This window comes from Nocardioides seonyuensis, assembly GCF_004683965.1.
In the GTDB taxonomy this organism is placed as follows: Bacteria; Actinomycetota; Actinomycetes; order Propionibacteriales; family Nocardioidaceae; genus Nocardioides; species Nocardioides seonyuensis.
In genome coordinates this window covers 2,549,532-2,575,628 of the sequence record NZ_CP038436.1, presented here as the reverse complement: position 1 = coordinate 2,575,628, position 26,097 = coordinate 2,549,532, and the positions used below count along the sequence as shown (strand labels likewise).

26 protein-coding genes are annotated in these 26,097 nt (G+C 71.0%); 13 read left to right on the top strand and 13 right to left on the bottom strand.

Annotated features, from left to right (window positions below; all coding sequences use genetic code 11):
* Positions 1–39: 39 nt before the first annotated feature.
* From EXE58_RS12490 to EXE58_RS12475, 4 genes are read right to left on the bottom strand one after another with little or no spacing between them, the layout of a single operon-like run.
* Positions 40–1,638, bottom strand: a complete 1,599-nt coding sequence (locus EXE58_RS12490) for an ABC transporter permease (RefSeq protein WP_135268197.1) — start codon at positions 1,636–1,638, stop codon at positions 40–42.
* On the bottom strand, positions 1,635–2,525 hold the full coding sequence (locus EXE58_RS12485; protein WP_135268196.1) for an ABC transporter ATP-binding protein: 891 nt from the start codon (positions 2,523–2,525) through the stop codon (positions 1,635–1,637). The genes EXE58_RS12490 and EXE58_RS12485 overlap by 4 nt, the downstream gene beginning before the upstream one ends.
* A gap of 31 nt (positions 2,526–2,556) precedes the next feature.
* On the bottom strand, positions 2,557–3,225 hold the full coding sequence (locus EXE58_RS12480) for a LuxR C-terminal-related transcriptional regulator (protein ID WP_135268195.1): 669 nt from the start codon (positions 3,223–3,225) through the stop codon (positions 2,557–2,559).
* Positions 3,222–4,532 carry an ATP-binding protein gene (locus tag EXE58_RS12475; RefSeq protein ID WP_135268194.1) on the bottom strand — a complete coding sequence of 437 codons (1,311 nt, stop codon included), beginning with the start codon at positions 4,530–4,532 and terminating at the stop codon, positions 3,222–3,224. The genes EXE58_RS12480 and EXE58_RS12475 overlap by 4 nt, the downstream gene beginning before the upstream one ends.
* A 143-nt stretch (positions 4,533–4,675) precedes the next feature.
* On the opposite strand from EXE58_RS12475, the gene EXE58_RS12470 reads away from it, so the two are divergent.
* Positions 4,676–5,809, top strand: a complete 1,134-nt coding sequence (locus EXE58_RS12470; RefSeq protein ID WP_167288861.1) for a PspC domain-containing protein — start codon at positions 4,676–4,678, stop codon at positions 5,807–5,809.
* A gap of 8 nt (positions 5,810–5,817) precedes the next feature.
* Positions 5,818–6,144: a hypothetical protein gene (locus EXE58_RS12465; RefSeq protein ID WP_135268192.1), complete on the top strand. Its 327-nt coding sequence runs from the start codon at positions 5,818–5,820 to the stop codon at positions 6,142–6,144.
* A gap of 14 nt (positions 6,145–6,158) precedes the next feature.
* Here the strand turns inward: EXE58_RS12465 and EXE58_RS12460 are convergent, their stop codons facing one another.
* Positions 6,159–6,683, bottom strand: coding sequence for a glycerophosphodiester phosphodiesterase family protein (locus tag EXE58_RS12460; RefSeq protein WP_279638246.1), 525 nt, complete (start codon positions 6,681–6,683; stop codon positions 6,159–6,161).
* A 131-nt stretch (positions 6,684–6,814) separates the two neighbouring features.
* Here EXE58_RS12460 and EXE58_RS12455 point away from each other — a divergent pair, with 131 nt between their 5' ends.
* The 6 genes from EXE58_RS12455 to EXE58_RS12430 all read left to right on the top strand — a co-directional run bounded on the left by EXE58_RS12455 (position 6,815) and on the right by EXE58_RS12430 (position 11,896).
* Complete coding sequence (locus EXE58_RS12455; protein ID WP_135268190.1) at positions 6,815–7,408, top strand: hypothetical protein; 594 nt, start codon at positions 6,815–6,817, stop codon at positions 7,406–7,408.
* 169 nt (positions 7,409–7,577) lie between these two features.
* Positions 7,578–8,183: a hypothetical protein gene (locus EXE58_RS12450; protein WP_135268189.1), complete on the top strand. Its 606-nt coding sequence runs from the start codon at positions 7,578–7,580 to the stop codon at positions 8,181–8,183.
* Between the two features lie 138 nt (positions 8,184–8,321).
* The gene (locus tag EXE58_RS12445) at positions 8,322–9,362 is read left to right on the top strand and encodes an LLM class F420-dependent oxidoreductase (protein ID WP_135268188.1); all 1,041 of its coding nucleotides are present in this window, start codon (positions 8,322–8,324) and stop codon (positions 9,360–9,362) included.
* Positions 9,359–10,285, top strand: coding sequence for an oxygenase MpaB family protein (locus tag EXE58_RS12440; RefSeq protein ID WP_208543995.1), 927 nt, complete (start codon positions 9,359–9,361; stop codon positions 10,283–10,285). Before EXE58_RS12445 ends, EXE58_RS12440 begins: the two co-directional genes overlap by 4 nt.
* Entirely contained in the window at positions 10,278–11,426 is a 1,149-nt protein-coding gene (locus EXE58_RS12435; protein ID WP_135268187.1) for an acyl-CoA dehydrogenase family protein, read from the top strand. Before EXE58_RS12440 ends, EXE58_RS12435 begins: the two co-directional genes overlap by 8 nt.
* The gene (locus EXE58_RS12430) at positions 11,423–11,896 is read left to right on the top strand and encodes an SRPBCC family protein (protein ID WP_208543994.1); all 474 of its coding nucleotides are present in this window, start codon (positions 11,423–11,425) and stop codon (positions 11,894–11,896) included. Before EXE58_RS12435 ends, EXE58_RS12430 begins: the two co-directional genes overlap by 4 nt.
* 3 nt (positions 11,897–11,899) lie before the next feature.
* On the opposite strand, the gene EXE58_RS12425 is transcribed toward EXE58_RS12430, so the two are convergent.
* The 3 genes from EXE58_RS12425 to EXE58_RS12415 form a co-directional block, all read right to left on the bottom strand.
* Entirely contained in the window at positions 11,900–12,838 is a 939-nt protein-coding gene (locus tag EXE58_RS12425; RefSeq protein WP_135268186.1) for an MBL fold metallo-hydrolase, read from the bottom strand.
* A 23-nt stretch (positions 12,839–12,861) separates the two neighbouring features.
* Positions 12,862–14,310, bottom strand: coding sequence for a calcium-binding protein (locus EXE58_RS12420; RefSeq protein ID WP_135268185.1), 1,449 nt, complete (start codon positions 14,308–14,310; stop codon positions 12,862–12,864).
* 167 nt (positions 14,311–14,477) lie between these two features.
* Entirely contained in the window at positions 14,478–14,786 is a 309-nt protein-coding gene (locus EXE58_RS12415; RefSeq protein WP_135268184.1) for a hypothetical protein, read from the bottom strand.
* Positions 14,787–14,900: 114 nt separating this feature from the next.
* On the opposite strand from EXE58_RS12415, the gene EXE58_RS12410 reads away from it, so the two are divergent.
* Complete coding sequence (locus tag EXE58_RS12410; RefSeq protein WP_135268183.1) at positions 14,901–15,116, top strand: amphi-Trp domain-containing protein; 216 nt, start codon at positions 14,901–14,903, stop codon at positions 15,114–15,116.
* On the opposite strand, the gene EXE58_RS12405 is transcribed toward EXE58_RS12410, so the two are convergent.
* From EXE58_RS12405 to EXE58_RS12395, 3 genes are read right to left on the bottom strand one after another with little or no spacing between them, the layout of a single operon-like run.
* Entirely contained in the window at positions 15,106–15,414 is a 309-nt protein-coding gene (locus EXE58_RS12405; protein WP_135268182.1) for a hypothetical protein, read from the bottom strand. The genes EXE58_RS12410 and EXE58_RS12405 overlap by 11 nt on opposite strands.
* The gene (locus EXE58_RS12400) at positions 15,411–16,346 is read right to left on the bottom strand and encodes a pseudouridine-5'-phosphate glycosidase (RefSeq protein ID WP_135268181.1); all 936 of its coding nucleotides are present in this window, start codon (positions 16,344–16,346) and stop codon (positions 15,411–15,413) included. The genes EXE58_RS12405 and EXE58_RS12400 overlap by 4 nt, the downstream gene beginning before the upstream one ends.
* Entirely contained in the window at positions 16,343–17,473 is a 1,131-nt protein-coding gene (locus tag EXE58_RS12395; protein WP_135268180.1) for a carbohydrate kinase, read from the bottom strand. The genes EXE58_RS12400 and EXE58_RS12395 overlap by 4 nt, the downstream gene beginning before the upstream one ends.
* 125 nt (positions 17,474–17,598) lie before the next feature.
* On the opposite strand from EXE58_RS12395, the gene EXE58_RS12390 reads away from it, so the two are divergent.
* The 4 genes from EXE58_RS12390 to EXE58_RS12375 all read left to right on the top strand — a co-directional run bounded on the left by EXE58_RS12390 (position 17,599) and on the right by EXE58_RS12375 (position 23,676).
* Positions 17,599–19,500: an AMP-dependent synthetase/ligase gene (locus tag EXE58_RS12390; protein ID WP_135268179.1), complete on the top strand. Its 1,902-nt coding sequence runs from the start codon at positions 17,599–17,601 to the stop codon at positions 19,498–19,500.
* Position 19,501: 1 nt separating this feature from the next.
* Positions 19,502–20,353: a glycerophosphodiester phosphodiesterase family protein gene (locus EXE58_RS12385; protein WP_135268178.1), complete on the top strand. Its 852-nt coding sequence runs from the start codon at positions 19,502–19,504 to the stop codon at positions 20,351–20,353.
* 35 nt (positions 20,354–20,388) lie between these two features.
* A complete protein-coding gene (locus tag EXE58_RS12380; protein ID WP_135268177.1) occupies positions 20,389–21,441 on the top strand; it encodes a hypothetical protein in 1,053 nt (350 codons plus the stop codon).
* Positions 21,442–21,528: 87 nt separating this feature from the next.
* Complete coding sequence (locus EXE58_RS12375) at positions 21,529–23,676, top strand: MMPL family transporter (RefSeq protein ID WP_135268176.1); 2,148 nt, start codon at positions 21,529–21,531, stop codon at positions 23,674–23,676.
* Between the two features lie 37 nt (positions 23,677–23,713).
* Here EXE58_RS12375 and EXE58_RS12370 read toward each other — a convergent pair whose 3' ends face one another.
* Complete coding sequence (locus EXE58_RS12370) at positions 23,714–24,511, bottom strand: SGNH/GDSL hydrolase family protein (RefSeq protein ID WP_135268175.1); 798 nt, start codon at positions 24,509–24,511, stop codon at positions 23,714–23,716.
* Between the two features lie 73 nt (positions 24,512–24,584).
* Positions 24,585–26,093, bottom strand: coding sequence for an arylsulfotransferase family protein (locus tag EXE58_RS12365; protein WP_135268174.1), 1,509 nt, complete (start codon positions 26,091–26,093; stop codon positions 24,585–24,587).
* Positions 26,094–26,097 lie beyond the last annotated feature (4 nt).

The window sequence follows — 26,097 nt, the reverse complement described above, 5'->3', positions numbered from 1 at the left end:
GCCCCAGGGTCGCTCCTCGGGGGACCGCTCCGGCGCCGTTCAGCTCGTGCCGATGTCGCGGTGGCGGTAGCCCCAGACCCCCGCCAGCACCAGCGCCGCGGCCAGGGCCAGCTCGGTGATCACCGGTCCAGCAGCGAGGCTCTCGACCGGCAGGCGTGAGAGGTGCCAGAAGGGCGAGGCGGCCTCGACCCGGTCCGGCAGCCGCAAGGTCTCGCCGAGGATGACCTGGACGGCCACGAGCGCCACGGCGCCCCACGCCAGCATGGACCAGCGCGGCACCAGCCCGGCGAGCGCGACAGCGAGAGCGCTCATCAGCAGCACGGCCGGCAGGTAGCTCAGCTGGGCACCCACCTGGTCGGCGACCTGGTCCCACTCACCCATCCCCAGCCCGTAGCCGACTGCGAGCCCCAAGCCCATGAGCAACGAGAGCAGCAGCGTGCCGATGCCGGCCACCGCGACCGCTGAACCGACCCAGGACGTCCTGGTGACAGGGGTGGCGAGGACCGCCTCCGCCCGCCCGGACTCCTCCTCGGTGCGCAGCCTGAGCACGGACGTCACCGCGAAGCCGGTCGAGATCACGGCCATGAACAGGTAGATGTAGGCGAGGAAGGTGTCGATGAGGGCCTGCTCGGCATCCGCACTGGCTCCGAAGACCTGGGCGAGGTCGGGGTTGGAGGCCACCAGGTCGGGGATGGTCGGGATGACGGTGCCGTAGAGGAGTCCGAGCGCCGTGAGGCCGATCGCCCACCCGAGGAACAGCCCCCGTTGCTGGCGCACGAACAACCCGACGGGGGTGCCCAGGAAGCGCCCTGCCCGCGGCTGGCCCGGTCGGGCCTGCAGCAGGCCGCCGCCGAAGTCACGGTGGACGGTGAGCCAGCCGGCCACGCCCAGGAGCGCGGCGGTCAGCGCCAGCAGCAGCAGGGCGGGCCACCACTGCTCGGCGCCGAACGGGTCCATCCGCTGAGCCCAGCCGAAGGGCGAGAGCCAGACCAGTGCGTTGTCCTGCATGGCTCCGACGCCCCGGACGAGGTAGCCGATGGCGATGGCCGCTCCGGCCAGCCCGAGCGCCCCGCGTGCGGAGGTCGAGAGCTGCGCGGCGACCAGGCTGACCGCGCTGTAGCAGAGGCCGAGCAGCCCCAACCCGACGCCGTACGTCACGCTGCCGAGGACGTCCAGTCCCGCGGCGAGCATCGACACGGTGGTGATCAGCCCGATCAGCAGCGCGGCGCAGACGCCGTACAGCAGCCCTGCGAGCGTGGCCGCATGGCGGCCGACCACCGCGGAGCGGATCAGCTCCGCCCGGCCCGTCTCCTCCTCTGCTCGGGTGTGGCGCACGACGAGGAACATCACCAGCAGGCAGATCCCGAGCTGCGCGACCTGCGAGATCTCGTTCGCCACGATGCCGCCGATGGTGTCGATGGCGGCCTGGCGGCCGGACATCAGGTAGCTGACCGGACTGGTGCCGACCGCGCTGGCGTACCCCGCGATCTTCTCGGGGGTGTCGTAGATCGGCGGGACGGCCAGCGCGCTGGCGGCGATCATGCCGCCGAGCCCGACCAACCAGAGCGGCAGGCGCACCCTGTCACGGCGCAGGATGAGCCGGACGAGGAGACCGGTCCCGGTGAGAGGCGAGCTCACGGCGTCAGCTCCTCGCCGTACTGTCGCAGGAAGAGCTCCTCCAGCGTCGGAGGATGTGCGGCCAGGGACCGCACCCCGAGCGGGGCGAGAGCCTGAACCGCTGCGTCCAGGTGGTCGGAGTCGACGTCGAAGGTGACTCGTCCGTCGACGAACTGGGGGTTGTGCACCCCGGCAACGGCCGCGATGTCGCTGGCAGGGCGCGCCGTCTCGGCGATCACCGTCGTGCGGGTCAGGTGTCGCAGCTCGGCCAACGTGCCGCTCTGCACGACTCGGCCCGCCCTGATGATGCTGATCCGGTCGGCGAGCGCCTCGGCCTCGGCCAGGATGTGCGAGCTGAGGAGGATCGTGGCGCCCTCGTGCTTCAGCTCGAGCACGCACCGCTGGAACTCCGCCTCCATGAGCGGGTCGAGGCCGGAGGTCGGCTCGTCCAGCAGGTAGAGCTCGGCCCGGCGCGCGAGAGCGGCGACGAGTGCGACCTTCTGGCGGTTGCCCTTGGAGTAGGTCCGCGCCTTCCTGCTCGGGTCGAGCTCGAAGCGCTCCAGCATCTCCGCCCGGCGTCTCTCGTCCAGGCCGCCGCGCATCCGGCCGAGCACGTCGATGACCTCGCCACCGGTGAGGTTGGGCCACAGCGCGACATCACCGGGGACGTAGGCGATGCGGCGGTGCAGCACAGCCGCGTGCGCCCACGGGTCGCCGCCCAGCATCGTGGCGGTGCCCGCATCGGCCTTGAGGAGGCCGAGGAGCAACCGGATGGTGGTGGACTTGCCGGCACCGTTGGGTCCCAGGAACCCGTGCACCTCGCCGGTCTCGACCGAGAGGTCCAGGCCGTCCAACGCCCGGACGCGACCGAAGGTCTTGACGATGTCGTGGAGCTCGATGGCGGTCATGCAGCCATGGTGCACCAGTCCGCGGGCCAGGTCAGAGCAGGCGTCGGTCGTTGGCCCAGCGAGTGAGCTCGTGGCGCGAGGAGAGCTGCAGCTTGCGCAGTGTCGAGGACATGTGGGTCTCGACGGTCTTCACCGAGATGAACAGCTCCTTGGCGACCTCCTTGTAGGCGTAGCCGCGGGCGATCAGCCGCATCACCTCCCGCTCCCTCTCGGTGAGCCGGTCGAGGTCCTCGTCGACGGCCGCGACGTCGATCGAGCCGGCGAACGCGTCGAGCACGAAGCCGGCGAGCCGCGGCGAGAAGACGGCGTCGCCGTCGGCCACCCGGCCGACCGCGTCGACGAGCTCGGGACCGGTGATCGTCTTGGTGACGTAGCCCCTGGCGCCGCCGCGGATCGTGCCGATGACGTCCTCGGCCGCGTCGGAGACCGAGAGCGCGAGGTAGCAGGTGTCGGGCGAGGGCTGGCGGCGCATCACCTCGACGCCCCCGCCTCCGGGAAGGTGCACGTCGAGGAGCACGACGTCGGGTCGCTGCTCGCGGATCACTGCCACGGCGGAGTCGACGTCGGGGGCCTCCCCCACGATGTCGACGACGCCCGCCCCGGCGGCGGTGAGCTCGGAGCGCACACCGGCCCGGAACATCGCGTGGTCGTCGACCAGGACGAGTCTCACCGGCCCACCGGGGCGAATGGTGGCGTTCATGGCTTCTCCTCCTGTTGCGGGGCGGGCCGCTGGTCCAGCGGCATGTGGAGTCTGACCTCTGTGCCGTCCCCGGGAGCGGAGCGCACCTCGGCCGAGCCTCCGTGTCGGTGCATCCTGTCGAGGATCGAGTTGCGTACGCCGTGGCGGTCGGCGGCGATCCCCTCGGGGACGAAGCCCGCTCCACGGTCACGCACGAAGACGTCGACCGACCGGTCGCTCACCTCGGCGTAGACGTCCACGCGGGGCACGCCGGCATGCTTGGCCGCGTTGACGACGGCCTCGCGAGCGGCGAGGGCCACGGGGCGGGTCTGCTCGTCGAGCGGGCAGTCGCCCACCGTCACGACGTCGACCAGCACCGGGTGATCGGTCTCGACCGCGGCAGCCATGGCGCGCAGCTCGCCGGCGACCGTGGTGGCATCTGCTTCGTCGGTCGAGAAGAGCCACTGGCGAAGGTCACGCTCCTGGGAGCGCGCCAGTCGCGCGACGGTCGTGGAGTCGTGGGAGTTCTTCTGGATCAGGGCCAGCGTCTGCAGCACGGAGTCGTGGAGGTGGGCGGCCATGTCGGCCCGCTCCTGGGTGCGCACCCGCTCGGCCCGCTCGGCCGCGAGGTCGTCGACGAGCCGCAGCGCCCACGGCCCCACGACGAGTCCCAGGCCGAGGATCCCCAGCAACCCGGCGACGACGATGTCGCCGGCCACCTGGAACTGGCCGTTGCGGAACGCGAAGAGGCCGAGCCCGACGATGACGAGCCCGGCACCCAGCACGATCCGCGCGTAGGACGCCCAGCCGCCGGAGCCGAAGACCGCGCCGAACGGGTCGATACGGCCCGTCGTGTCGAGCCAGCGCTCGCGCTGGGTCTCGTCGGCCTGTCGCCACAGCAGTGCGACGCCTGCAACGCCGAGGACGACCGGCCAGAACAGGAACCCCTGCCCGAGCAGCGACTCGAAGCCCAGCACGATGCCGAACGCCAGCGCGCCGAGGGCGACCGCGGGGCCGGCGTCGATGACCCGGCGACCACGACCGGGCCGCTTCCCGGCGCGGGTCGCGCTCTCGAGGCCGGGGGCGCTGACGTCGAGGGCGCGGTCGGCGGGAAGGAAGATCCACAGCCCGGCGTACAGCATGATCCCGAACCCACCGAGCAGCGCGGCCGCCACGAAGAACACCCGCACCCACAGCACCGGGAGGGCGAGGTGCCTCGCCAGGCCGCCGGCCACCCCGCCGGCGACCGGCTCGGAGAGGTCGCGGAAGGCGCGCCGGGGCACGAGCGGGCCGGGGGGCGCCGTCGGCGGTCGGGAGGTGGTCGTCATCGTGGCTCCATCGTCTCAGGCCGCCCACTCGCGCACCATGAGGACTGACCCCGAGGCGACCCTGAGCGGACCAGGGCCCACCTCGCCCAGGATCAGGGCTCTCCCCGATGGTGGCCGCCGCCGCGAGCGACCACAGTGGAGCCATGACGCAGCACTCAGAGACCTCCCGGGGCGACCACCCCTCCGCTGACACCGGACCTCGTGTCACCCGTGACGACGTCAAGGACGTCGGCCGGCTGCGTCGTACGACGAACGACCGCCAGATCGCCGGAGTCGCCGGCGGGCTCGCCCGCCACCTCGACATCGATCCGATCATCGTCCGCGTCGGGCTCGTCGTGGCCGTGCTCTTCGGCGGGGCCGGCCTGCTGCTCTACGCAGCCGCCTGGGTCCTCGTCCCCGAGGAGGGCAGCCAGGGCCAGCCCCTCGGCCTCGACGAGCGCAGCCGCGTCTTCGCGCTGATGGGAGCCGGCGTCCTCGCCGTCCTCGCCGCGATCGGCGACTGGGCCGGCGCGTTCTGGTTCCCCTGGCCCTTCGCGGTGCTGGCCCTGGTGGTGCTGTGGTTCGTCAGCCGCGGGTCGTCGGCATTGACGCCGTACGACGGGGTCGAGCAGCAGCCCTGGCCCGAGAGCCAGTCTGTCGACCCGGCGGTCTACGCCCGCCCGCCCCGGCCGGGCAACCCGCGTCGCCGCGGCCCCGTGCTGTTCTGGTTCACCCTGGCGCTGATCGCGCTCGCCGAGGGCCTGCTCGGGGTGGTCGACCTGGCCGGCGCCGACGTGGTGCCCAGCGCCTACCCCGCCCTCGCCCTGGCCGTGACCACGGCCATGCTGCTGCTGGGCTCCTTCTGGGGTCGTGCCGGCGGCCTCGTCCTCATCGGCATCGTCGCGGCGCTGGCCACCGTGCTGACGAGCCTGAGCGGCAACATGTCGGACGACATCCGGGTCCACACGCCGACCACGGCGGTGGCCGTGCAGGACGCCTACGACCTCGGGGCCGGCGAGATGCTCGTCGACCTGTCGCAGGTGGAGGACCCCAACAACCTCGACGGCCGCGACATCAGCATCGACGTGGTGGCCGGTCGGGTCGAGGTGATCGTCCCGGAGGGAGTCGACGTCTCGGTGACGACCAACGTCCTGGGCGGCGAGGTGCGCGTCTTCGACCAGCGTCAGGACGGGGGCGACGTCAAGCTGTCCGGTTTCGTCGACGGTGGACCCGAGGCCCCCGACCTGGCGATCGACGTCGAGGCGGTCTTCGGCGAGATCCTCGTCCGGACGCCGTGACCCCGGCCGTGACCATCCCCGAGACCGACCACTCCGAGACCGATGACGACCGTGGAGGAAAGACGATGACCGAGCACTACGACCAGCCCATGGTGGGCCCGCTGGACGCGCCCGAGCGCACCAGCGGTCGACACCCGGTCAACATCACCCAGCTGGTGATGGCCGTGGCCTTCGCCGGGCTGCTGCTGGTGTGGGGGCTCTACCAGCTCGACGTCGTCGATCGCGACGACTTCCGCTGGCTGCTGCCGATCCCCTGGCTCGCGGCGGGTGCCGCCGGCCTGGCGGCGACGTTGCTGCCCTCGCGTCGGGACAGGAACGCCGCCGCCGGCTCCTGAGCTGGTCCTGCCGTTCAGTCCAGCCAGCTGGCCAGCGCCCGGACCGCGACGTCGGGGTGGTCGGCGAAGAGCCCGTCGACACCGGCGTCCAGGAAGACCCGGACCTCCGCGGCGAGGTCGCCGGGGGCGTTCGGGTCGGTGCCGCGCCTGAACCGCGCGTCCATGAACTGGTTCTCCCGGCGCATCGTCCACACGTGCACGACCAGCCCCTCGGCGTGGGCGTCGTCCACGACGGCGGTCGGCGTGGTGGCTCCGCGCGGGATCACCACGTACTTGTTGGCGCCGAGCCCGTCGGCGTAGGTCGCGACCTCCGCCAGGCCGGCGGGGGTCAGCATCGAGGCGTACGTCGTACCGGGCAGGTCTGCGGGACCGCCGGAAGCGTCGACCAGCTGGGCCAGCGGCACGTCGATCATCGAGTCGAGCTCGCGCAGGTTGGACGTCTCGAAGGACTGGATGATCACCGGGTCTCGGTGTCCGGATGGTCCGGCCGTCGCGCGCCCTCGACGCGTCGAGGAGGTGTCGTGCCGACGAACAGTCACCGACGAGTGATCCACGTCTCAGGCGTCTCGGAACGAGAGTCGTACACGTGTGTTACCCACGAGTTCTGTCAGGATCTGGCCACCACGAAGCACCTGACTCCCCGGGAGGGAACTTGTTCAGCATTCGCACCATGGCCCGCGTCACCGCGGCTGCCTCCGTGACACTCACCATGGCGGCTGCGCTCGGTGCCGCGCCGCCCGCCTCTGCCGACCCTGTGGTCGACATGAGCTGGACCGTCAAGACGACCACGACGTTGAAGAAGCTCGGCGAGACCGTCAAGCTCCCCAACGGCACGCTCGACGCACAGATCGACACGGCCACCGGCGCGATGACCGGGACCCTGGCCCTGCCCAAGGCGACCCAGAAGGTCTCGCTGCCGCGCCTGCCCCTGGCGGAGGTCACCGTCGCGTTCGACCAGGCAGCGCCCGTCAAGGGCAAGGTCGACCTGACGGCCGGCACTGCCCGCGCCAAGGCGAGCTTCGTGGTGCGGATCGTCGCGATCCGTCCGGTCCACTCGCCGGCCATCAACCTCGTCAGCGGCAAGTGCACGACGAAGAAGCCGGTCACCGCGAGCCTCAACGGCCCGATCAACCCCGGTGGCACGTCGACGTTCGAGTCGACCTACAAGATGCCGGGCTTCAAGAAGTGCGGCAAGAAGTCCTCGGGCGTCATCAACTCGCTGCTCGCCGGCGGCAAGAACAAGATGACGATCAAGCTGTCTTGATCGCAGCCCCACGCTTCACCTCGCAGGGCGTGCTCGACCTCGGTCGAGCACGCCCTGCGGCGTCCCGGGGCCAGGCTCGTCTCAGCATGGGAGCGCGTTGGTTGACTCGCCAGTAACAAACGCGGGACCGTGCTGGTCCACAAGCTTTTCCCTGGGGAGGGACCACACGATGATCAGCACACGCATGCTCGTCCGCACGCTCGCGGGTTCGACGCTCGGCCTCGCGCTCGCGGTCCCGTTCGCGGCCGCACCGGCCCAGGCCGAGGTCCTCGACCTCAGCTGGGACGTCGCGACCACGACCACGTTGAAGAAGGTCGGGGCCACGGTCTCGCTTCCCACCGGCAGCCTCGTCGCCCAGATCGACAGCGCCTCCGGCGCCATGACCGGCGACCTGACCTTCCCGACGGCGAGCAAGACGCTGAACCTCGGGCAGATCCCGCTCGCCGACGTGAGCGTGGCGCTGCACCAGGCCGCTCCCGTCACCGGCTCGGTCGACCTCGCCAGGAGCAAGGCCCAGGCCAGCGCGTCCTTCGACGTCCAGGTCGTGGCGATCCGTCCGGTGTTCGCTCCGTCCCTCAACCTCGTGAGCGGATCCTGCACCACGGCGACGCCTGCCACCGCCAGCCTGCGCGGCCCGATCAACATCGGCGGCTCGACGACGTTCAGCTCGAGCTACGCCCTGCCCAAGTTCGAGGACTGCGGCCGGGCCACCACGAAGGTGATCAGCACCCTGCTCTCCGGGCCCAAGAACACCATGAAGATCACGCTCTCCTGACTGAGTCCCACAGAGCTCGGTCCCACAGACCAGACTCACGCGCCCGCGGGGCGGTCCCGGCATGAGCCGGGACCGTCCCGCGGTCCGTTCCGGACACCTCCTTGCGATTGTGACAGTACTGCTGTCACAGTTGGCGGCATGAAGCTCTCGATGCCCCTGATGTACGCCGGCAATCCCCGGGAGGCGGCCGACCAGGTCGGCGAGCTCGAGAAGGCGGGGCTCGACACGGTCTGGGTCGCGGAGGCCTACGGGTTCGACTCCCCCACGCTCATGGGCTACCTCGCCGCCAAGACCGAGACCATCGAGATCGGGTCGGCGATCCTCAACATCTACTCACGCACCCCCGGTGCGCTGCTGCAGACCGCCGCCGGACTCGACAACGTCTCCGGCGGCCGGGCGATCCTGGGCCTCGGCGCGAGCGGACCCCAGGTCATCGAGGGCTTCCACGGCGTCCCCTACTCCAAGCCGCTGGCCCGCACCGCCGAGGTCATCGACATCATCCGGCGCGGCCTCAAGCGCGAGCCGCTCACCGCCGACGGGCAGTTCCACCTCCCGTTGACCAAGGAGCACGGCGCCGTCACCGGCCTGGGCAAGCCGCTGAAGCTGCTGACCCGCCCCGAGCGCGACTCGATCCCGATCTACATCGCGGCCCTGGGCCCCAAGTCCGTCGAGCAGGCCGCCGAGATCGCCGACGGCTGGATCCCCCACCTGTTCCACCCCGAGAAGGCCCACCTCGTGTGGGGCGACTCCCTCGAGGCAGGCAAGGCCAAGCGACCGGGCGACCTGGCGCCCCTGGAGATCAACGCCAACGCCATGGTCGCGATCGGAGAGGGGCCGGAGACCAAGGCTCTTCTCGACTTCGCACGCCCGGTCTTCGCGCTCTACGTCGGCGGGATGGGCGCGAAGGGCAAGAACTTCTACAACGACGTCGCCGTCGCCTACGGCTACGAGGAGGAGGCGGCCAAGATCCAGGACCTCTACCTCTCGGGCAAGAAGAAGGAGGCGGAGGCCCTCATCCCCACCGACTGGCTCGAGGCGGCCAACCTCGTCGGGCCGGCGTCGTACGTCAAGGAGCGGCTCGCCGCCTTCAGGGAGGCCGGCGTCACCAACCTGGGCCTCACCCCCGCCACCGAAGACCCTGCCGCGACCATCGCGCAGGTGAAGGAATGGGTCTCGTGAGACGACCGGGCCCTGCGCTGGCCCATCCCCGTCGCTACGACAACCTCCGCCGGATCCAGGCCCTGGACCCGGAGGTCGACCACGACGAGATCGTCAACCTCACCGCCCGTCACGAGTTCCCGTGGGACTACCTCCAGGGCACCGGCATCGCGTTCATGCGCGACTACGGCGTCCCCTCGATCAGCCGGCTGCTCCACGCGACCGGCGAGTTCGAGAAGCACGGCATCAAGCGCTACGACGACACCCTCCTGATCGGCGAGGAGTCCACGATCGAGGGCATCGACTCCGAGCGCGGCCACGCCGCCGTCCGCCGGCTCAACCGGATCCACGGCCACTACGACATCCCGAACCACGAGTTCGCCTACGTGCTGGCGACGACGCTCGTCGGTCCGGTGCGCTGGATCTCGGCCTACGGCTGGCGGCCGCTGGACCCCAAGGAGGTCGCCGCGATGACCCGCGTGACGACGCGGTTCGGCGAGCTGATGGGGATCAAGGGGCTTCCCTCGACCTACGACGGCTACCTGCAGCTGCTCGTCGACTACGAGCGTGAGCACTTCGCCCCCGACCCGGCCAACACCGCGCTGGCCGAGGCGTCGATCGAGATCGCGCGGCAGACGACGGCGGCGCCCGCGCGTCCCGCCGTACGACGCATGGTGCTGGCGCTCATGGACGAGCCGCTGCTCACCGCGCTCGGCCTACCCCGCCAGCCCGACTGGCTCGCCTCCGCCGCGAAGCGCGGGTTGCGCCTGCGCGCCCTGGCCATGCGGTTCGCCGCCCCGCGCCAGGAGCCCGCGCTGCACAAGGCCACGACCTACCCGGGCGGGCACACCCTCACTCAGCTCGGGCCCCTCTCCATGCTCGACGACCTCAACGCCCACACCCACAGGGCTGAACACATGAACAGGAGCACCGCCAGTGCCTGACCGCCCCAGCATCCTCGAGCAGGAGCACGAGGACTTCCGTGCCACCGCACGCACCTTCTACGAGCGCGAGGTCGTCCCCCACCACGAGAAGTGGGAGGCCGCCGGGGTCGTGGATCGCGAGGTCTGGACGAAGGCCGGGGAGGCCGGCCTGCTCTGCTTCGACGTCGACGAGCAGTACGGCGGCGCCGGCATCAAGGACTTCCGCTACAACATGGTCCTCGCCGAGGAGGCCACGCGTGTCGGGGCTTCCGGGCCGGGGTTCACGGTCCACACCGACGTCATCGTGCCCTACATCAGCTCGCTCGGGACCGAGGAGCAGAAGCAGCGCTGGCTGCCCGGACTGGTGTCGGGTGAGATCATCAGCGCGATCGCGATGACCGAGCCCGGCGCAGGGTCCGACCTGCAGGGCATCCGTACGACGGCCGTGGACGCGGGCGACCACTACGTGCTCAACGGCTCGAAGACGTTCATCAGCAACGGCATCCTCTCCGACCTGGTCGTCGTGGTCTGCCGCACCGACCCCGACGCCGGCTACCAGGGCATCTCGCTGCTCGTCGTGGAGCGTGGCATGGAGGGCTTCGAGCGCGGCCGCAACCTGGACAAGATGGGTCTGCACGCCCAGGACACCGCCGAGCTGTCCTTCACCGACGTCCACGTGCCGAAGGAGAACCTGCTCGGCGCCGAGGGCTCGGGCTTCATCTCGCTGATGGAGAACCTCCCCCAGGAGCGGATCTCCATCGCCTGCGTCGCGGTGGCCGCGGTCGAGAGCGTCCTGGACATGTGCCTGGCCTACGCCAAGGAGCGGGAGGCGTTCGGCAAGCCGATCGGCAAGTTCCAGCACAACCGCTTCATGCTGGCCGAGATGGCCACCGAGGCCCACATCGCACGTGTCTTCATCAACGACTGCGTGATGCGCCTGAACGCCGGCACCGCTGACACGACCATCGCCTCGATGGCGAAGTGGTGGACCACCGAGCTGCAGCTCCGGGCGGTCAACTCCGGGGTCCAGCTGCACGGCGGCTTCGGCTACATGTCGGAGTACCCCATCTCCAAGGCCTACACCGACTCCCGCATCCAGACGATCTACGGCGGCACCACCGAGATCCAGAAGGAGATCATCGGCCGGATGCTCGGGCTGTGACGGGGGCCCGGACTGTCGAGAACCATGTCGACGTCCCGAGCCCGCCCGCAGCGGTGTGGGATCGAGTGGTCGACCCCGAGGGGATCAACCACGAGATGCGGCCCTGGATGACGATGACGATGCCCCGCGCGGCGAGGGGACTGACGGTCGAGACAGTCCCGCTCGGGCGACCGCTCGGGCGCGCCTGGCTGCGGCTCCTCGGGGTCGTCCCGTTCGACTACGACGACCTGACCATCGTCGAGATCGATCCGGGCCGTCGCTTCCTGGAGCGGTCCACGATGCTGAGCATGAGCCGCTGGGAGCACGAGCGGACGTTGACGCCGGTCCCCGGTGGCACGCGCGTGCATGACCGCGTCGTCCTCGAACCACGGCTGCCGGTCCCGGGTCTGTCGGCGGTGCTCGCACGGGTGGTCGACCTGTTCTTCAAGCACCGCCAGCGCCGACTGCGCGCCCACTTCTCGAGGGACTGAGGGTCACCCCAGGCCCTGCCACGGGTCCTCGCGGCGCCACACCGTGGGGAAGTGGAGGGCGGTGCCGCCTGCCGCTGCGAGCGGCTCGAGCACCCGCATGGTCGCGTCGAGGTCGTCCCCGGCGAAGGGCAGCGCGCGCAGCGGCTGGTCCAACGGGCGGAAGAAGTCGTCCCAGTGCGTGAGGACCGCCCGTCGGCAGCCGAGGGTCCCGACGGTGTGGGCCCAGTAGGACTCGATGTAGCCCTGGTCCTGGATGCCCAGCTGACCCACCCCGAGGTAGGCCACCTGCGCCTCCCGGTCGTCGAGCAGCCCGGGCTCGAACCCTGCACTCCCCTGCACCAGTGCGGTGCGTCCGCTGACGTGCTCGACGAGCACGGCCCAGGCCTCCCCGCAGCTGTAGGCGCTCGCCCGGGCCGGCGGGACCAGTGGCTGGGTGATCTCTCCGGGGTAGCGGTCGGGAGGGCAGTGCCGGGAGGCGAACAGCGTCAACGACCAGGCGCCGTACGGCACCGACTCACCGGAGGTGACCGTCCGCAGCCGCTCCTCCGGCAGCCCGCCCCCGCGCCCGAGGTTTGCCGTCGACTCACCGCCGACGAGCACCGCGCCCGTGCGTCGGGCGACCTCGGCCGAGTCCTGGGCGTGGTCGTAGTGGGTGTGGACCGGGACGACCGCCTCGAGGCGCCGTTGTCCCACGCGCGGTCCGAGGCCCAGCCGGTCGAGGGCCGCGTCGATGCGGCGGACGTCGGGGCGCAGCGGGCGCAGGGCCACCTTCGCGAGCGAGGGGCGGGAGAAGAAGCCGTCGAACATCACAGCCGCCTCACCGTCGTCGAAGAGCAGCGTGGAGACCCCGAGGAACGTCACGCTCGGCCCCGCGTCGGCCTCCGGCACGTCGAACCGCTGACGGTAGGGGTCGAGGGAGGGGCGGCCGAGCTTCACACGCATGCGGGGACGCTATCTGGGCTCCATCACTCGTGCAGCCCGGACCCGCCTACCGGCAGGCGAGGCACCGCACTGGTCCGGGGCACGACGCCCCCGAGCGCATCGCGTGCCTGCTCACGCGCCTGGCGCACCGCGCGGTCCGACCGGCCGCCGCGCACGTTCTCGCAGCTCCGGACCCGCTCGGCAGCAAGGCAGGTGTCCCTCCCTTGGCGGCCGTTGGCGAAGTCACGGCCACCACCCATGTCCAGGACGTCGGGGCCACGCGTGCCGACGACGGTGTCGCGCCCTCCGCCCATCCGGGCCTCCAGGCCGCGCCCGCCGCGCAGCAGGACGCTCTCGTTGCGGTGGGTGCCACGGACCCGCCATTGCTCGTCCTTGCCGATGAACCCCATGAGCTCGAGGCTGTGCAACCGACCGGCCCGCATGCCGGTGTGGAGCACGCGGCGGGCCAGGTCCACGGTGATGGTGGATCCCTGCGGGAAACCGGCGTTGCGCACGTGGAGAAGGGCGAGATCGTTCGAGCTGCCTCCGTCCAGCGAGATGCCGCGCGACCCGGGAGTGAGGCCCAGGACGATGCTGTCCCGGCCGGCGCCACCCTCGACGTCGACGTCCTCCGTGGCTGCGACGAGGATCTCGTCCGCCCCGTCCTCACCATGGAGATCGGCCTGGCCGCTCGCCGGACCGGCCGCGAGGTGGTCGGGATCCTCCCCGCCGCGCGCCGTACCCCCGGCCCGCCCCAGGACGATCCAGTCGCTGCCTGGTCCTCCGTCGATCTCGTCCGGGCCGTCGGCTTCCGGGAGCACGTCGTTGTCCGAGTAGTCGGCGTAGAGGGCATCATGTCCGCCGCCACCGTCGATCTGGTCCGCGCCGCCGCGACCCGCCAGCACGTCGGGGTACGCCGAGCCGATCATCACGTCCGCCTCACGGGTGCCCACGATGGCCAGGAGCTCGGCCACGACGACGTGGTCGGTGCCCGACGGCTCCACCACGACGCCCAGCCCACCCAGGGCAGCCGTGGAGAGATCGACGCGGATCCCACCCGCAACGCCGGCCTCGAGGAGGTCTTCGTACTTGATGGTGTCCGCCGGGACGGAGTAGTCCTCCAGAGTCAGTGGATCGAGACCGGCATCGACGTGGTCACTGCCCGTTCCCGGCCAGATGACATCGCCACCGGCGTCGCTGTCGCGCCCACCCAGGATCCGGTCGTCGCCCGCCATGCCTGCCAGACGGTCCGACCCCGCATCACCGCAGATGACGTCGTTGCCGAGGAGCCCGGACACGGTGTCATCGCCTCCCAGACCGACCATCACGTCGTCGCCATCGGTCCCGACGAGCACGTCGTCCCCCTCCGTGCCGATGTGCGTCGCGGCCCGGCCCTCGCACATCGCCTCGGCGGCGCTCGCCGGGACGGCCGGGAGCAGCGGCACGACGAATGCCCAGCCGACCAGGATCACCGTGCCTGTGGATGTGTGCATCACGTCGTCCCCTTCGACTTGTCCCGGAGCCTCTCCCCGGACCAGATGCAGCTCAGGATGGGCGCCTCTCCCGCGCCACGCACGGGTCCGGAGTCCCGAACGCTCCGGGACAGATGGGAAGTCGGGACGTTGCAGCCGTGCGCGATCCCACGCGCGGCAGTCGGGGTCTACAGCGGCACGTCGTCCGGGATGATCCTGGCCACCACGAGGTCGCCGGCGTCCTCGGCGAGGACGAGCCGCGACCCGTCCAGGCGCCGCAGCGAGGCGCGTACGTCGTCGACGTCCCGGCGGGTGTCGTGGGCGATGTCGGCGTCCCGGACGGGCACGATGTTCGGGCCCCACTCCTCCGGCGGCACCTCGAACGGGTCGAAGTCGGTCTGCGCGGCCGCCCACAGCTGCAGCGCTGACTCGCGGACCATGTCGTCGATGGCCATGTCGTCGGTGGTGTGGTCGTCAGGGGTGGCATCTTGCGGCATCTCCATGACGCTACCCGCGGGCTGCGAGCAGTGTCGATGCAGACCGTCGGCGCAGACACCGCTGGGACCGCTCGGTACGTTTCGTCAGGACAGCACTTCACCGGAGGAGACGACATGGACCTGTTCGAGATCGCGGAGACCAAGCGCATGCGCCGCGAGGAGGCCGCCGCCCAGCTGCGTGCCCTCGCAGACTCGCTCTCCAGCAACAACTCGGTGTCGTTCCAGCGCGAGGGCCGTCAGGTCACCGTGAGCGTGCCCGACGAGGTCGAGCTGAAGATCGAGGTCGAGCTCGGCGAGGAGAACGAGCTGGAGATCGAGCTCACCTGGTAGGACCCTCGCGGCGCTCGTGCAGCCGCTGCTGCGCAGCCGGGAGGTACGACAGGCAGGGCGCGGTCGCGTCCGGGTGCTTCTCCACCAGGTGGAACGTCCAGCGGTCCATAGCGGCGAGGTAGCCGTTGTCCTCGCCCTTGCGAAGGGTCGACCACGCGCGGTGGCCCTTGGCCTTGCACACCGTGCAGGCGATCTTGTAGACGAACTGGTCCTCGGCGTCGAGGTCGATGCTCACGTCTGCGAGCGCGCCCGCCTCGACCCCGGCCTTCCGGGCTCGCGCCGACCGGGTGGCGGTCACCGGACGACCTGCTCCAGGGCGGCGTGCTCCACGGCCACCTGCGCGCCGAGACGGGCGTTGTTGTTGACCAGGGCGATGTTGGCCTCGAGGCTGGCACCGCCGGTGATCTCGACGATGCGGCCGAGCAGGAAGGGCGTGGCCTCCTTGCCGTGGACGCCGGCGGCCTCCATGTCGCGGATGGCCTGCTCGATGACGGAGTCCATCTCGCTCGCGGGAATCTCGTCCTCCTCGCGGATGGGGTTGACCAGCGAGACCCCGCCGGTGAGGCCCAGGCCCCACTTGGCTGCCATGAACCTGGCCGCCTCGGCAGGGGTGTCGACGCGCATCGGGGCCTGGTGGCCGCTCTCGCGGGAGAAGAAGGCGGGGAACTCGTCGGTGCCGTAGGCCACGACGGGGACGTGCAGCGTCTCGAGCGTCTCGAGGGTGAGCGCGATGTCGAGGATCGACTTCACGCCCGCCGAGACCACCGCGACGTCGGTCAGCGACAGCTCGGTGAGGTCGGCACTGCTGTCGAAGGTCTGCTGCGCGCCGCGATGGACGCCGCCGAGCCCTCCGGTGACGAAGACCTTGATGCCGGCGAGGGAAGCCAGGCGCATCGTGGCTGCGACGGTCGTCGCTCCGTGGGCGCCCCGGGAGATGACGTAGGGAAGGTCTCGGACGCTGACCTTGGCGACGTCCTCGTGGGTGGCGAGCAGCTCGAGACCCTGCGCGTCGAGGCCGATCCGGGGCACGCCGTCCAGCACGGCGATGGTGGCCGGCACCGCGCCGCCCTCACGGACGATGCGCTCGACCTCGATCGCCATCTCGACGTTCTGCGGGTAGGGCATCCCGTGGCTGATGATCGTGCTCTCGAGGGCCACGACGGGAGCGCCGTCGGACAGCGCCTGGGCCACCTCGTCGGTGAGGACGAGGGCGGGGTGGATGGTCGTCATGCAGGCTCCTTCGGGTGTGGTGCTGCAGTGTCGGGCGCCGCGGACTCCAAGGTGGCGGAGACCAGGCGCGGGGTGAGGTCGGGACGGACGGTGTGGGGGCTGGCGATGGTCAGGGCCGCGGCCGCGTGGCCGAAGCGCGCGGCCTCGATGGCCTCGCCACCGTCGAGCAGGACGTGGACGAACGCCGCGAGCATCGAGTCGCCGGCCCCGGTGACGTCCTCGACCGTCGTCGGGACGGACGGGATCTCGACGATGCCGTCGCCGGCGCTGAGCAGAGATCCGCGCTCGCCGAGGCGGACCCACACCAGCTCGATGCCGCGCTGGTGGAGCGCGGCCGCGGCCTGGCGGACCTGCCGGTCGGTGCGGGTCGGCAGGTCGGTGAGCGCAGCGAGCTCGTCACGGTTGGGCGTCACGCCGTGGACCCGTGCGTCGAGGAGGTCGCGCAGACCTGCGGCCTTGGGAACGCTCACCGGCTCGAAGATCACCCGCCTGCCGGACGCCAGGTCGAGGGCGAGGTCGAACGCCTCGCGGGAGAGGTTGCCGTCCACGACCACGATGTCTGCGCTGGCGATCACGTCGCGTGCGGCTCGCAGGTGGTCGGCGCCGAGGTGGGCGGTCGCCGTCATGTCGGCGATGGCCACGATCAGCTCGCCGTCGGCGTCGAGGACGGCGGTGTAGGTGCCGGTGGCGACGTCGTCGGTGCGGGCGACGTGCTCGACCCGGACCCCTGCGGCAGCGGTGTGGCTCAGGAGGGTCTCACCCAGCGCGTCGCGACCGACGACGCTGACCAGGTGCACCCGGTCTCCCAGGCGACCGAGGTTCTCCGCGATGTTGCGGGCCACGCCGCCCGGCGCCATGGACCCCTCGCCGGGATTGCTGGTGCCAGGCGTGGCGCGGGTGGCACTGCGGGCCTTCAGGTCCATGTTGGCGCCACCGATCACGACCGCGCCCGGCTCCGTCGCGAGGACGTAGCCGCGCCCGAGGATCACGCCCTTCTTGCCGAGGTTGGAGAGATGCACGTTGATCGAGGCCCTGGTCGTGCCGATCGCGGCCGCCAGCGCCTCCGAGCCCATCAAGGGGTCGCGACGGAGCAGCTCGACGATCTGTTGCTCGCGGTCGGTCAGCACCTCATCATGATAAGTACGCTTTACTCGAATAAGCAAGCGGCCATGGGCAGGTGCTGGACAGGGTGGGAGCGACCGGCAAGGATCGTGACCCCGCTCACACCCCTGGCCGCTGTCGAGGAGACACGATGACCGACGCCCTGACCACCCCGACCCTCGACAACGAGACGGTCCTCGCCGAGCGCGCCCGCATCGAGGCGACGGTGGCCGGCCGCACCCTCATCGACTCCTTGGCCGACACCGCGGAGAGGCACGCTGACCAGCCGGCCTACTCCGACCGGCACGACGTACCCGAGGGCGAGTCGTGGCGCACCCTCACCTGGCGCGAGACCCGGGAGACCGCCCTCGACGTCGCCGCCGCGCTGGTCGACGCCGGCATCGGGGTCGGCGACACCGTGGCCATCATGGCGACCAACCGGATCGAGCACTTCCTGGCCGACATGGGCGCGGTCCACGCCGCGGCCACGCCGATGTCGATCTACAACACCCTCTCGCCCGCGCAGGTCGGCTTCATCGCCGAGGAGTCGACCCCCGCCCTGGCGGTGCTCGAGAACTCCGACCACCTCCACCGCTGGACCGAGGCGATCGCAGGCGGGTCCCTCAAGCGGGTCGTCGTGCTCGACGCCGACGCCGTCCCCGAGGGCGACCTCTACCTCTCCTGGGCCGACTTCGTGGCGGGCGGTGCGGCCTACCGCGCCGACCACGCAGACGAGCTCAGGCAGCGGCACGCCGAGCTCGACCCGAGCTCGCCGGCCACGATCCTCTACACCTCTGGCACCACCGGAAACCCCAAGGGCGTCGTCCTGACCCACCACAACGTGCAGTACGAGGCGTTCAGCACGATGGAGGCCGCCGGCCTCGAGGGCGGCACCTCCCACGTGCAGATCAGCTACCTCCCCCTGGCCCACATCGCCGAGCGGGTCCTCGGTCTCTACGGCCCGCAGGTGCTCGGCGGCCACACCCACTGCATCGGCGACCCGGCAGAGCTCCTCGCGGCTCTGGGCGAGGTCCACCCGACGGCGTTCTTCGGGGTGCCCCGGGTGTGGGAGAAGATCAAGACGGGCATCTCGGCCAAGCTCGCCGCCGACCCCGATCCCGCCAACGTCAAGCTCGTCGAGGACTCGATGGCGGCCGGGCTCGCCTGGGTCCAGGCCCAGGAGGTGGGCGGCACGATGACGCCCGAGATCCAGGCGGCCTACGAGGAGGCCGACGCGGCGATACTCGGGTTCCTGAAGCTGCTGCTCGGCCTCGACCAGGTCACCTGGGCCGGCTCGGCGGCCGCGCCGATGCCGCTGGAGGTCGCGAAGTTCATGGCCGGGCTCGGGCTCAAGGTCTACGACGTCTACGGCATGAGCGAGGTCACCGGGGCGGTGACCGCCAACGGCCCCGGCGGCTTCAAGCTCGGCACCGTCGGGCGCCCCACGCCCGGCATGGAGGTCAAGCTCGCCGAGGACGGGGAGGTCCTGATCCGTGGCCCGGTCACGATGGCCGGCTACCACCGGCAGGAAGGGGCCACCCGCAACATCATCGACGAGGACGGCTGGGTGCACAGCGGTGACATCGGCACCCTCGACGACGACGGCTTCTTCTCGATCGTGGATCGCAAGAAGGAGCTGATCATCACCTCGGCCGGCAAGAACATCGCGCCCTCCAACATCGAGAACTACCTCAAGGAGTCCCCGATCATCGGGCACGCGATGGCGATCGGCGACAACCAGCCCTACGTCGTCGCGGTCCTCACCCTCGACGGCGAGATCGCCCCGCTCGTCGCCGAGAAGATCGGTGTCACCTACACCGACCTCGCCGACCTGTCGGCCAGGCCCGAGATCCGTGCGATGGTGCAGGACGCCGTCGACAAGGCCAACGCCCGCCTCTCGAGGCCCGAGCAGGTCAAGGCGTGGGAGCTGTTGTCGCAGGAGTGGACCGCGGAGTCCGCGGAGCTCACCCCGACCCTGAAGCTCAAGCGCCGGGTGGTCAACGAGAAGTACGCCGACGTGGTGGAGGGCCTCTACGCCCACCCCGCCGAGTGACGTGACGGGCCCGACGCCGCCCTTCGACCTGCAGGCCCACCGGGGCGGTGCCGGGCTCCACCCGGAGAACACGCTCGAGGCGTTCGGCGGCGCCCTGACGCTCGGGGTGTCGACGCTCGAGCTGGACGTCCACCTGACATCCGAGGAAGACGTGGTCGTGGCCCACGACCCCGCCCTCGCGGACGCCCGGATGATCCGCCACCTCACCCGGGCCGACCTGCCGCCGTCCATGCCCCTGCTGCGCGAGGTGGCCGCCCTTCTCGAGGCACGTGGTGCCACGCCCGTGCGGATCAACCTGGAGATCAAGTACGACGCCGTGGCGGCCGCCGAGCTCACCTCGCGCGAGGACTTCGTCGCCGTGGTGGTCGACGCGATCCGGATCGACGGCCTCGTGGACTGCACCAGCGTGCAGTGCTTCGACTGGGACGTCCTCCGGTTGGTCGAGGAGTGCGAGCCGCGGCTGCGGCGCAACGTGCTGGCGAGCGACAAGTACCTCCAGCCCGGGCGGCAGGGCGCATCCCCCTGGCTGGGCGAGCTCGACATCGACGACGTCCCCGGCGGCTGGGTCGAGGCCGCCGCGGCGGCGGGCTTCGACGCCATCTCGCCCATCCACGGCAGCCCCTTCCTCGCCGGGGTCGACGACGCGTCGTACGTCCCCTTCGTGGACCTCGCGATGACCGTCGCCGCCCATGACCGTGGGCTCGCGGTCATCCCCTACGTCGTGGACGACGAGCCGACGATGCGGCACCTCGTCGATCTCGGGGTGGACGGGTTGATCACCAACCGGCCCGACCGGCTGCGAGGCGTGCTGGCAGCCGCGGGCCGCACGTTGCCGGAGGCCTTTCCAGGATGACGCAACCTCGGGGCAGCGACAGACGTCTACACAGCATGAAGACCACGTCTCGGGCCGTCCTGCTGGCTGTCACCGCTCTCGCCCTCGCCTCCTCCGTGCTGCCCTCCGGGCGTGCTGCGCCCGCCTCGGAGTCGAGGCCCACCGTCCTCGACGTGCGCGGCCTCGACCAGGGCGAGCCGCCGGCGATCGCGTGGGCGGAGCGCAAGGCGGGCGGGACGGTCATCCACGGACCCGACGGCACGACGACCCCCGTGGCGGACAACCTCGTCGCGTTCGCACCGATGGGCTCCGGGTACGTCGTGCAGACGGGGCTGGAGCGTCCGACGACGGTGCGCTGGATCGGCGCGGACGGCGCGCCCGGGCGTCGCGAGTGGCGCACCGGCCACGGCCTGGCCGTGTCGGCGCGAGGCAAGGCCGTCGCGTTCGCAGGCAGGCAGGGTCGGGTCTGGGCCATCGATTCCGAGGGGGATCGTCACCTCCGCTTCAACCGCGTCCCGATGGACCGCACCGTGCGCGCCGCTGCGGTGACGGGCGAGAGCTGCAAGGAGGGCGAGGGCGGCTCCGGCAGCGGGTGCACGATCGCCGTCAACGGGCCGCACCGCACCTTCTACACCACCTCGCACGGCATCGTGGACCGCGTCCCCCGGCTGCGCCAGACGACCACCGGCCGCGGTCGCTGGCTCGGCGGCATCACGTCGTTCAGCGACATGGGCTCGTGCAGCGCGATGCTGCGCAGCTGGCGGATGAAGTGGCGCACCTGCGACAACCAGCTGTCGGACATCTCCCCGGGGAACCGACACGTCCTGGGCACGCCCGCCTACGCCGACGGGTTCGGTCCCGGCGCCCTCGACATCCTCGACCTCCGCGACGGCTCGATCGTCCGCGCCTTCACCTACGCCCGCAACCAGCACTCGGCGACGTACTTCGACGAGGTGTGGGAGGACGCCGACCACGTGCTCGTGGTGACCTACCAGGACGGCAAGTGGGCGATCGTCCGGCTCGGCGTCGACGGCTCGATGGAGTACGCCGTCGAGCCGCGGAAGGCGTCGATGGACGACGCCTTCCCGTTCCGCCTCCAGACGCGCTAGGTCCGTCCCCGCCCGGGTGGAACCCGGTCTAGACCTCCGGGGAATCACGGATGCGGACAGTCGGTGCCTTCCGATTCACTCGTGGGTATGCATCGACAGATCGCCGGATCGCTCACCGGCCGCGTGACCAAGTGGCTCGTCCTCGTCACCTGGCTCTTGATCGCCGTCGGGTCGGCAGGCTTCGCAGCCAAGCTGACCGACGTCCAGAACAACGAGGCCTCCTCGTGGCTGCCCGACACCGCGGAGTCCACGCGCGCCTTCGAGAAGCTGGGCCCCTTCCAGGACCCCAACGCGATCCCGACGCTCGTCGTCTACGAGCGCGAGGGTGGACTCACCGAGGCAGACCTGGCCGACATCGAGGAGCACGCGGTCGAGATCGCTGCGATGGACGGTGTCGAGGAGACCGATGAGGGCGGGATGCCCTCGGTGGTGAGCCCTGCTGCCGCCCAGCAGATCGGCGTCCCGGCGATCTCGGAGGACGGCGAGGTCGCCCAGACGCAGGTCACCTTCGCCCTGGGCTCCGAGGGTTGGAACAAGATGCCCGGCATCGCCGACGACCTGCGCGACATCGCGGAGATCGACGGGGTCGAGGTCTACATCGCAGGCGGCGGAGGCCAGGCGGCCGACGCGGCGGAGGCCTTCGGGGGCATCGACAGCACGCTCCTCTTCGCCACGCTCAGCGTGGTCATCATCATCTTGCTGTTCACCTACCGCAGCCCCGTGCTGTGGATACTCCCCATCATCTGCGCGGGCATCTCCCTCTTCACCGCGCAGGCGATCATCTACTTCGCGGCCAAGTACGCCGACCTCACCGTCAACGGCCAGTCACAGGCGATCCTCACGATCCTGGTGATCGGCGCCGGCACCGACTACGCGCTGCTGCTGGTGGCGCGCTACCGAGAAGAGCTGCGTCGCCACGAGGACCGTCACGAGGCGATGGCCTTCGCCCTCCACCGGGCAGCCCCCGCCATCCTGGCGAGCGCCGCCACGGTCGTCCTGGGCATGCTGTGCCTGCTCTTCGCCGAGATGAACTCCACCGCAGGTCTCGGCCCGGTGGCCGCGATCGGCATCGCAGTCACCTTCCTGGTGATGGTGACCCTGCTCCCGGCCCTGCTGGTGATCGCCGGCCGCTGGGTCTTCTGGCCCCGGCGTCCGACGTTCGGCTCCCCCGAGCCGACCCAGTCGGGCATCTGGGCCAAGGTCGGTCGCGCCATCGCCCCGAGGCCGCGCCCTGTCTGGATCCTCACCTCGGTCCTGCTCGCCGTGGCCTGCCTGGGCCTGTTCACGCTCAACACCAACGGCCTGACGACCGAGGAGACCTACACCACCGAGTTCGAGTCGGTGACCGGCCAGCAGGTGCTGGTCGACCACGGCCTGGTCGACCAGTCCAACAAGGTCGTGGTCGTCGCCAACGCCGAGCAGGCCGATGCGGTCGCGGCGGCGGTCGACGGCATCGAGGGCGTGGAGGAGCCCTCGGAGCCGCTGACGAAGGACGGCGTCGGCTTCATCGAGGCGACGATCGACCACGACCCGTCGACCCAGGCGGCCTTCGACACGGTCGAGCGGGTGCGCGACGCCGTGCACGCGGTCGACGGTGCCGACGCACTGGTCGGCGGCAACTCGGCGTTCTTCCTCGACACCCTCCAGGCCTCCGAGCGGGACAGCCTGGTGATCATCCCGATCATCCTGGTGGTGGTGCTGCTGATCCTGATGGTGCTGCTGCGCTCGCTGGTGGCGCCACTGATCCTGATCGCCACGGTGGTGCTGTCCTTCGGAGCCGCGCTCGGCCTCTCGTCGCTGCTGTTCACCTACGTCTTCGGCTTCGCCGGGGCCGATCCGAGCTTCCCGCTGTTCGCGTTCGTGTTCCTCGTCGCGCTGGGCATCGACTACAACATCTTCTTGATGACCCGGGTCCGCGAGGAGACGATGAACGCTGGCACCCGCAAGGGCTCGCTGATCGCGCTCACCTCCACGGGTGGTGTCATCACCAGCGCGGGCCTGGTGCTCGCGGCGACGTTCCTCGTGCTCGGCACCATCCCGATGGTGTTCCTGGCCGAGCTCGGTGTCGCCGTGGCTCTCGGCGTCATCCTCGACACCATGATCGTCAGGTCCGTGCTGGTCACCGCCATCAACATGGACCTCGGCGGCAGGATCTGGTGGCCGAGCCGCCTCGACCGCGATGACCACGAGCTCACCGTGGAGGAGATCCGGGCTCCGATCGAGACGGTCCACTGACCGGGGTGGGCGCCAACACGACGTCGGCGCCGGCCCCTCAGCGCAGGCGGGAGGGCCTGATCGCCGCGGTCACCGCCTCGGTGTAGGCCGCGTAGCCCGCTGCGTCGGGGTGGAAGGCGCCGGGGTCCAGCGGGCCGAGCACCCAGGGATCCGCAGCGTTGACACCGTGCCCGACGAATCGCTTGGTCACGTCGACGAAGGTGAACCCGTGCTGGTCGGCCACGCCGGCGATGACCGAGTTGAGGAGGTCGGCACCCTCGTTGAGCACCTCCTGCTCTGCGGGAGACATGGCGACGAACGTGCCGTACTCGGGTGAGAAGAGCCGCGGGTAACCCGTGACGACCACCTCGGCGCGGGGTGCGGCGTCCCGGACGTCGTCGTACAACCCGTCGAGCAGTGCGGGCAGGTCGTCGGTGATGCGGGTGCGCACGGCCTCGGACGCCAGCGCGCACTGGGGGTCGCCGCCGACCAGGCACGCCACCACGGCGGAGGACCAGCCGATGTCGTTGCCGCCGATGCTGAGCGTCACGACGTCGGTGTCCTCGTCGAGGGCTTCCAGCTGCCCTCCGGCGACCAGGCTCGCCGTCGTGGCGCCCGCGCACGCGACGAAGTCGTCGAGGCGCAGGCGCATGCGGCCGTCGATCTGGACGCCGTACGCCGCGTCCGACCGTCCGCAGGCCCCGTAGGGCGGCACACCGTAGCCCGAGCCGTAGGAGTCGCCCAGGACGTCGAGGTCGTAGGACGGGGGGCTCGCCGCCGCACCCGGAAGGACCAGCGCGGTGAGGAGCAGCGGCAGGGTGGCGAGCAGCGCCCGCAGGCGTCGGCGAGTGGTCATCTCGCGACCGTAGACCCGCAGCGGCCCCCGGGGCCAGACCCTGTCCGGGCAGCGTCAGCCGCGTCGCGCGGCCTCAGACGGTGACGGCCCGCGAACGGCCCAGCACCTGACCCGAGCGCGACAACGCCTCTGCCACGAGCCGGCCGCCGGCGCCGTCGAGTGGGATCGCCGTCTCGAAGCCGGACCTGTCCACCGTCGCGACGACCGCTCCCCCCTGCTGGCGCAGGCGCCAGCGCGCGACCTCGGTCGCGCCGTTCCAGCTGACGTGGGCCGACCCATCGGGGCCGATCGCGAGGTCCGGGCTGGTCCGGGGTCGACCGGTCCACTCGTGCCGGTAGGCGCGGTAGGACCCCAGCGCAAGGTCGCGCAGCTCGAAGACGGCCTCCCCCGACTCGTCGAACTCGGTGACGATCGGGTCCATCCCCCAGCCCACGACGACGTGGCCGTCGGGGAGGTACTGGGCGTTGCCCATCGCGTAGCCGTAGCGGTCCTCGTGGCGCAGCGCCTGGACCAGGGTGGCCGTACGGGCCTCCTCGTCGACCTCGAAGCGCAGGGCCGCCGAGACGGAGTCGGTCTCGGTGGCGTTGTCGTGGTTGTCGTAGATCGTGATCGTGCCGTCGGGCTGGCGCTGCGCGTCGTGCTGCCACCCGAAGCGCCCCTCCTCGGGCACCTCGAAGTCGCTGCGCTCACCGCCGAGACGCCACAGGATCTCGCCGGAGCGGTCGACGCGGTAGACCGTGCTGGTGTGGCGGGCCGAGAGCAGGTAGGCGTCGCCGTCGCGGACGACGGAGTTGAGGTGGACCGGGTCGAAGGGCTTCTCCTGCGACTCCCCCTCGCCCTCCTCCCGCTTGCGGTGGGTCTCGGTGAGGTCGATGTGCTCCATGCCGTCCCAGTCGAACAGCACCTCGCCGGTCTCGACGTCGATCTCCTGCACGCAGGCGCCGAAGATCCACCCCTCGGCCGGACCGTCGATCGGGCTCAGGTCGAACGGCATCACGGGATAGGCCGTCACCAGCGCGGTGCCCTGGTCGGTGAGCTTGAACTCGTGGAAGTCGCTGAGGATGCCGTTGCCGGCACGCACCTCGGCGACGACCTGGTACTGCTCGTCGAGGAGGACGCCCTTGCCGAAGCCGAGCCCCTCGAGGACGAGCCCGGTCCAGTAGGTCAGGACCGGACGCCCGCGGTAGGTCTGCACCCGCAGGTCGATGCCGGCATTGCCGTCGGGCTCGATCCAGACGGGCTGTCCGGCGTCGTCGTAGATGAGGCCTCGGAAGCTCGGGGTGCGGCAGCAGGTCAGCAGCAGGCCCGCGGAGAGCGCCGCGCCCTCCTTGCGCCAGGTGGACGCCCTCGGTGCCACGAGCTGGGTGCTGACGAACCGTTGGAGGTCGGGCGCGGGCGGCGTGTCCGCCTCCACCGACGGCGCCTTCGCCTCCGCCTTCTCGTCCCCGTCGTCGCGCTCGGCGAGGGCCCACCCGCCACCGACGGCGACCGCCCCGACGGCCGCCCCCGCCCCGAGCATGAGCACGTCGCGACGCGCGGGACCGGCAGGGCGGCTGTCAGGCTCTTGGCTCGTCGCACTCACAGGT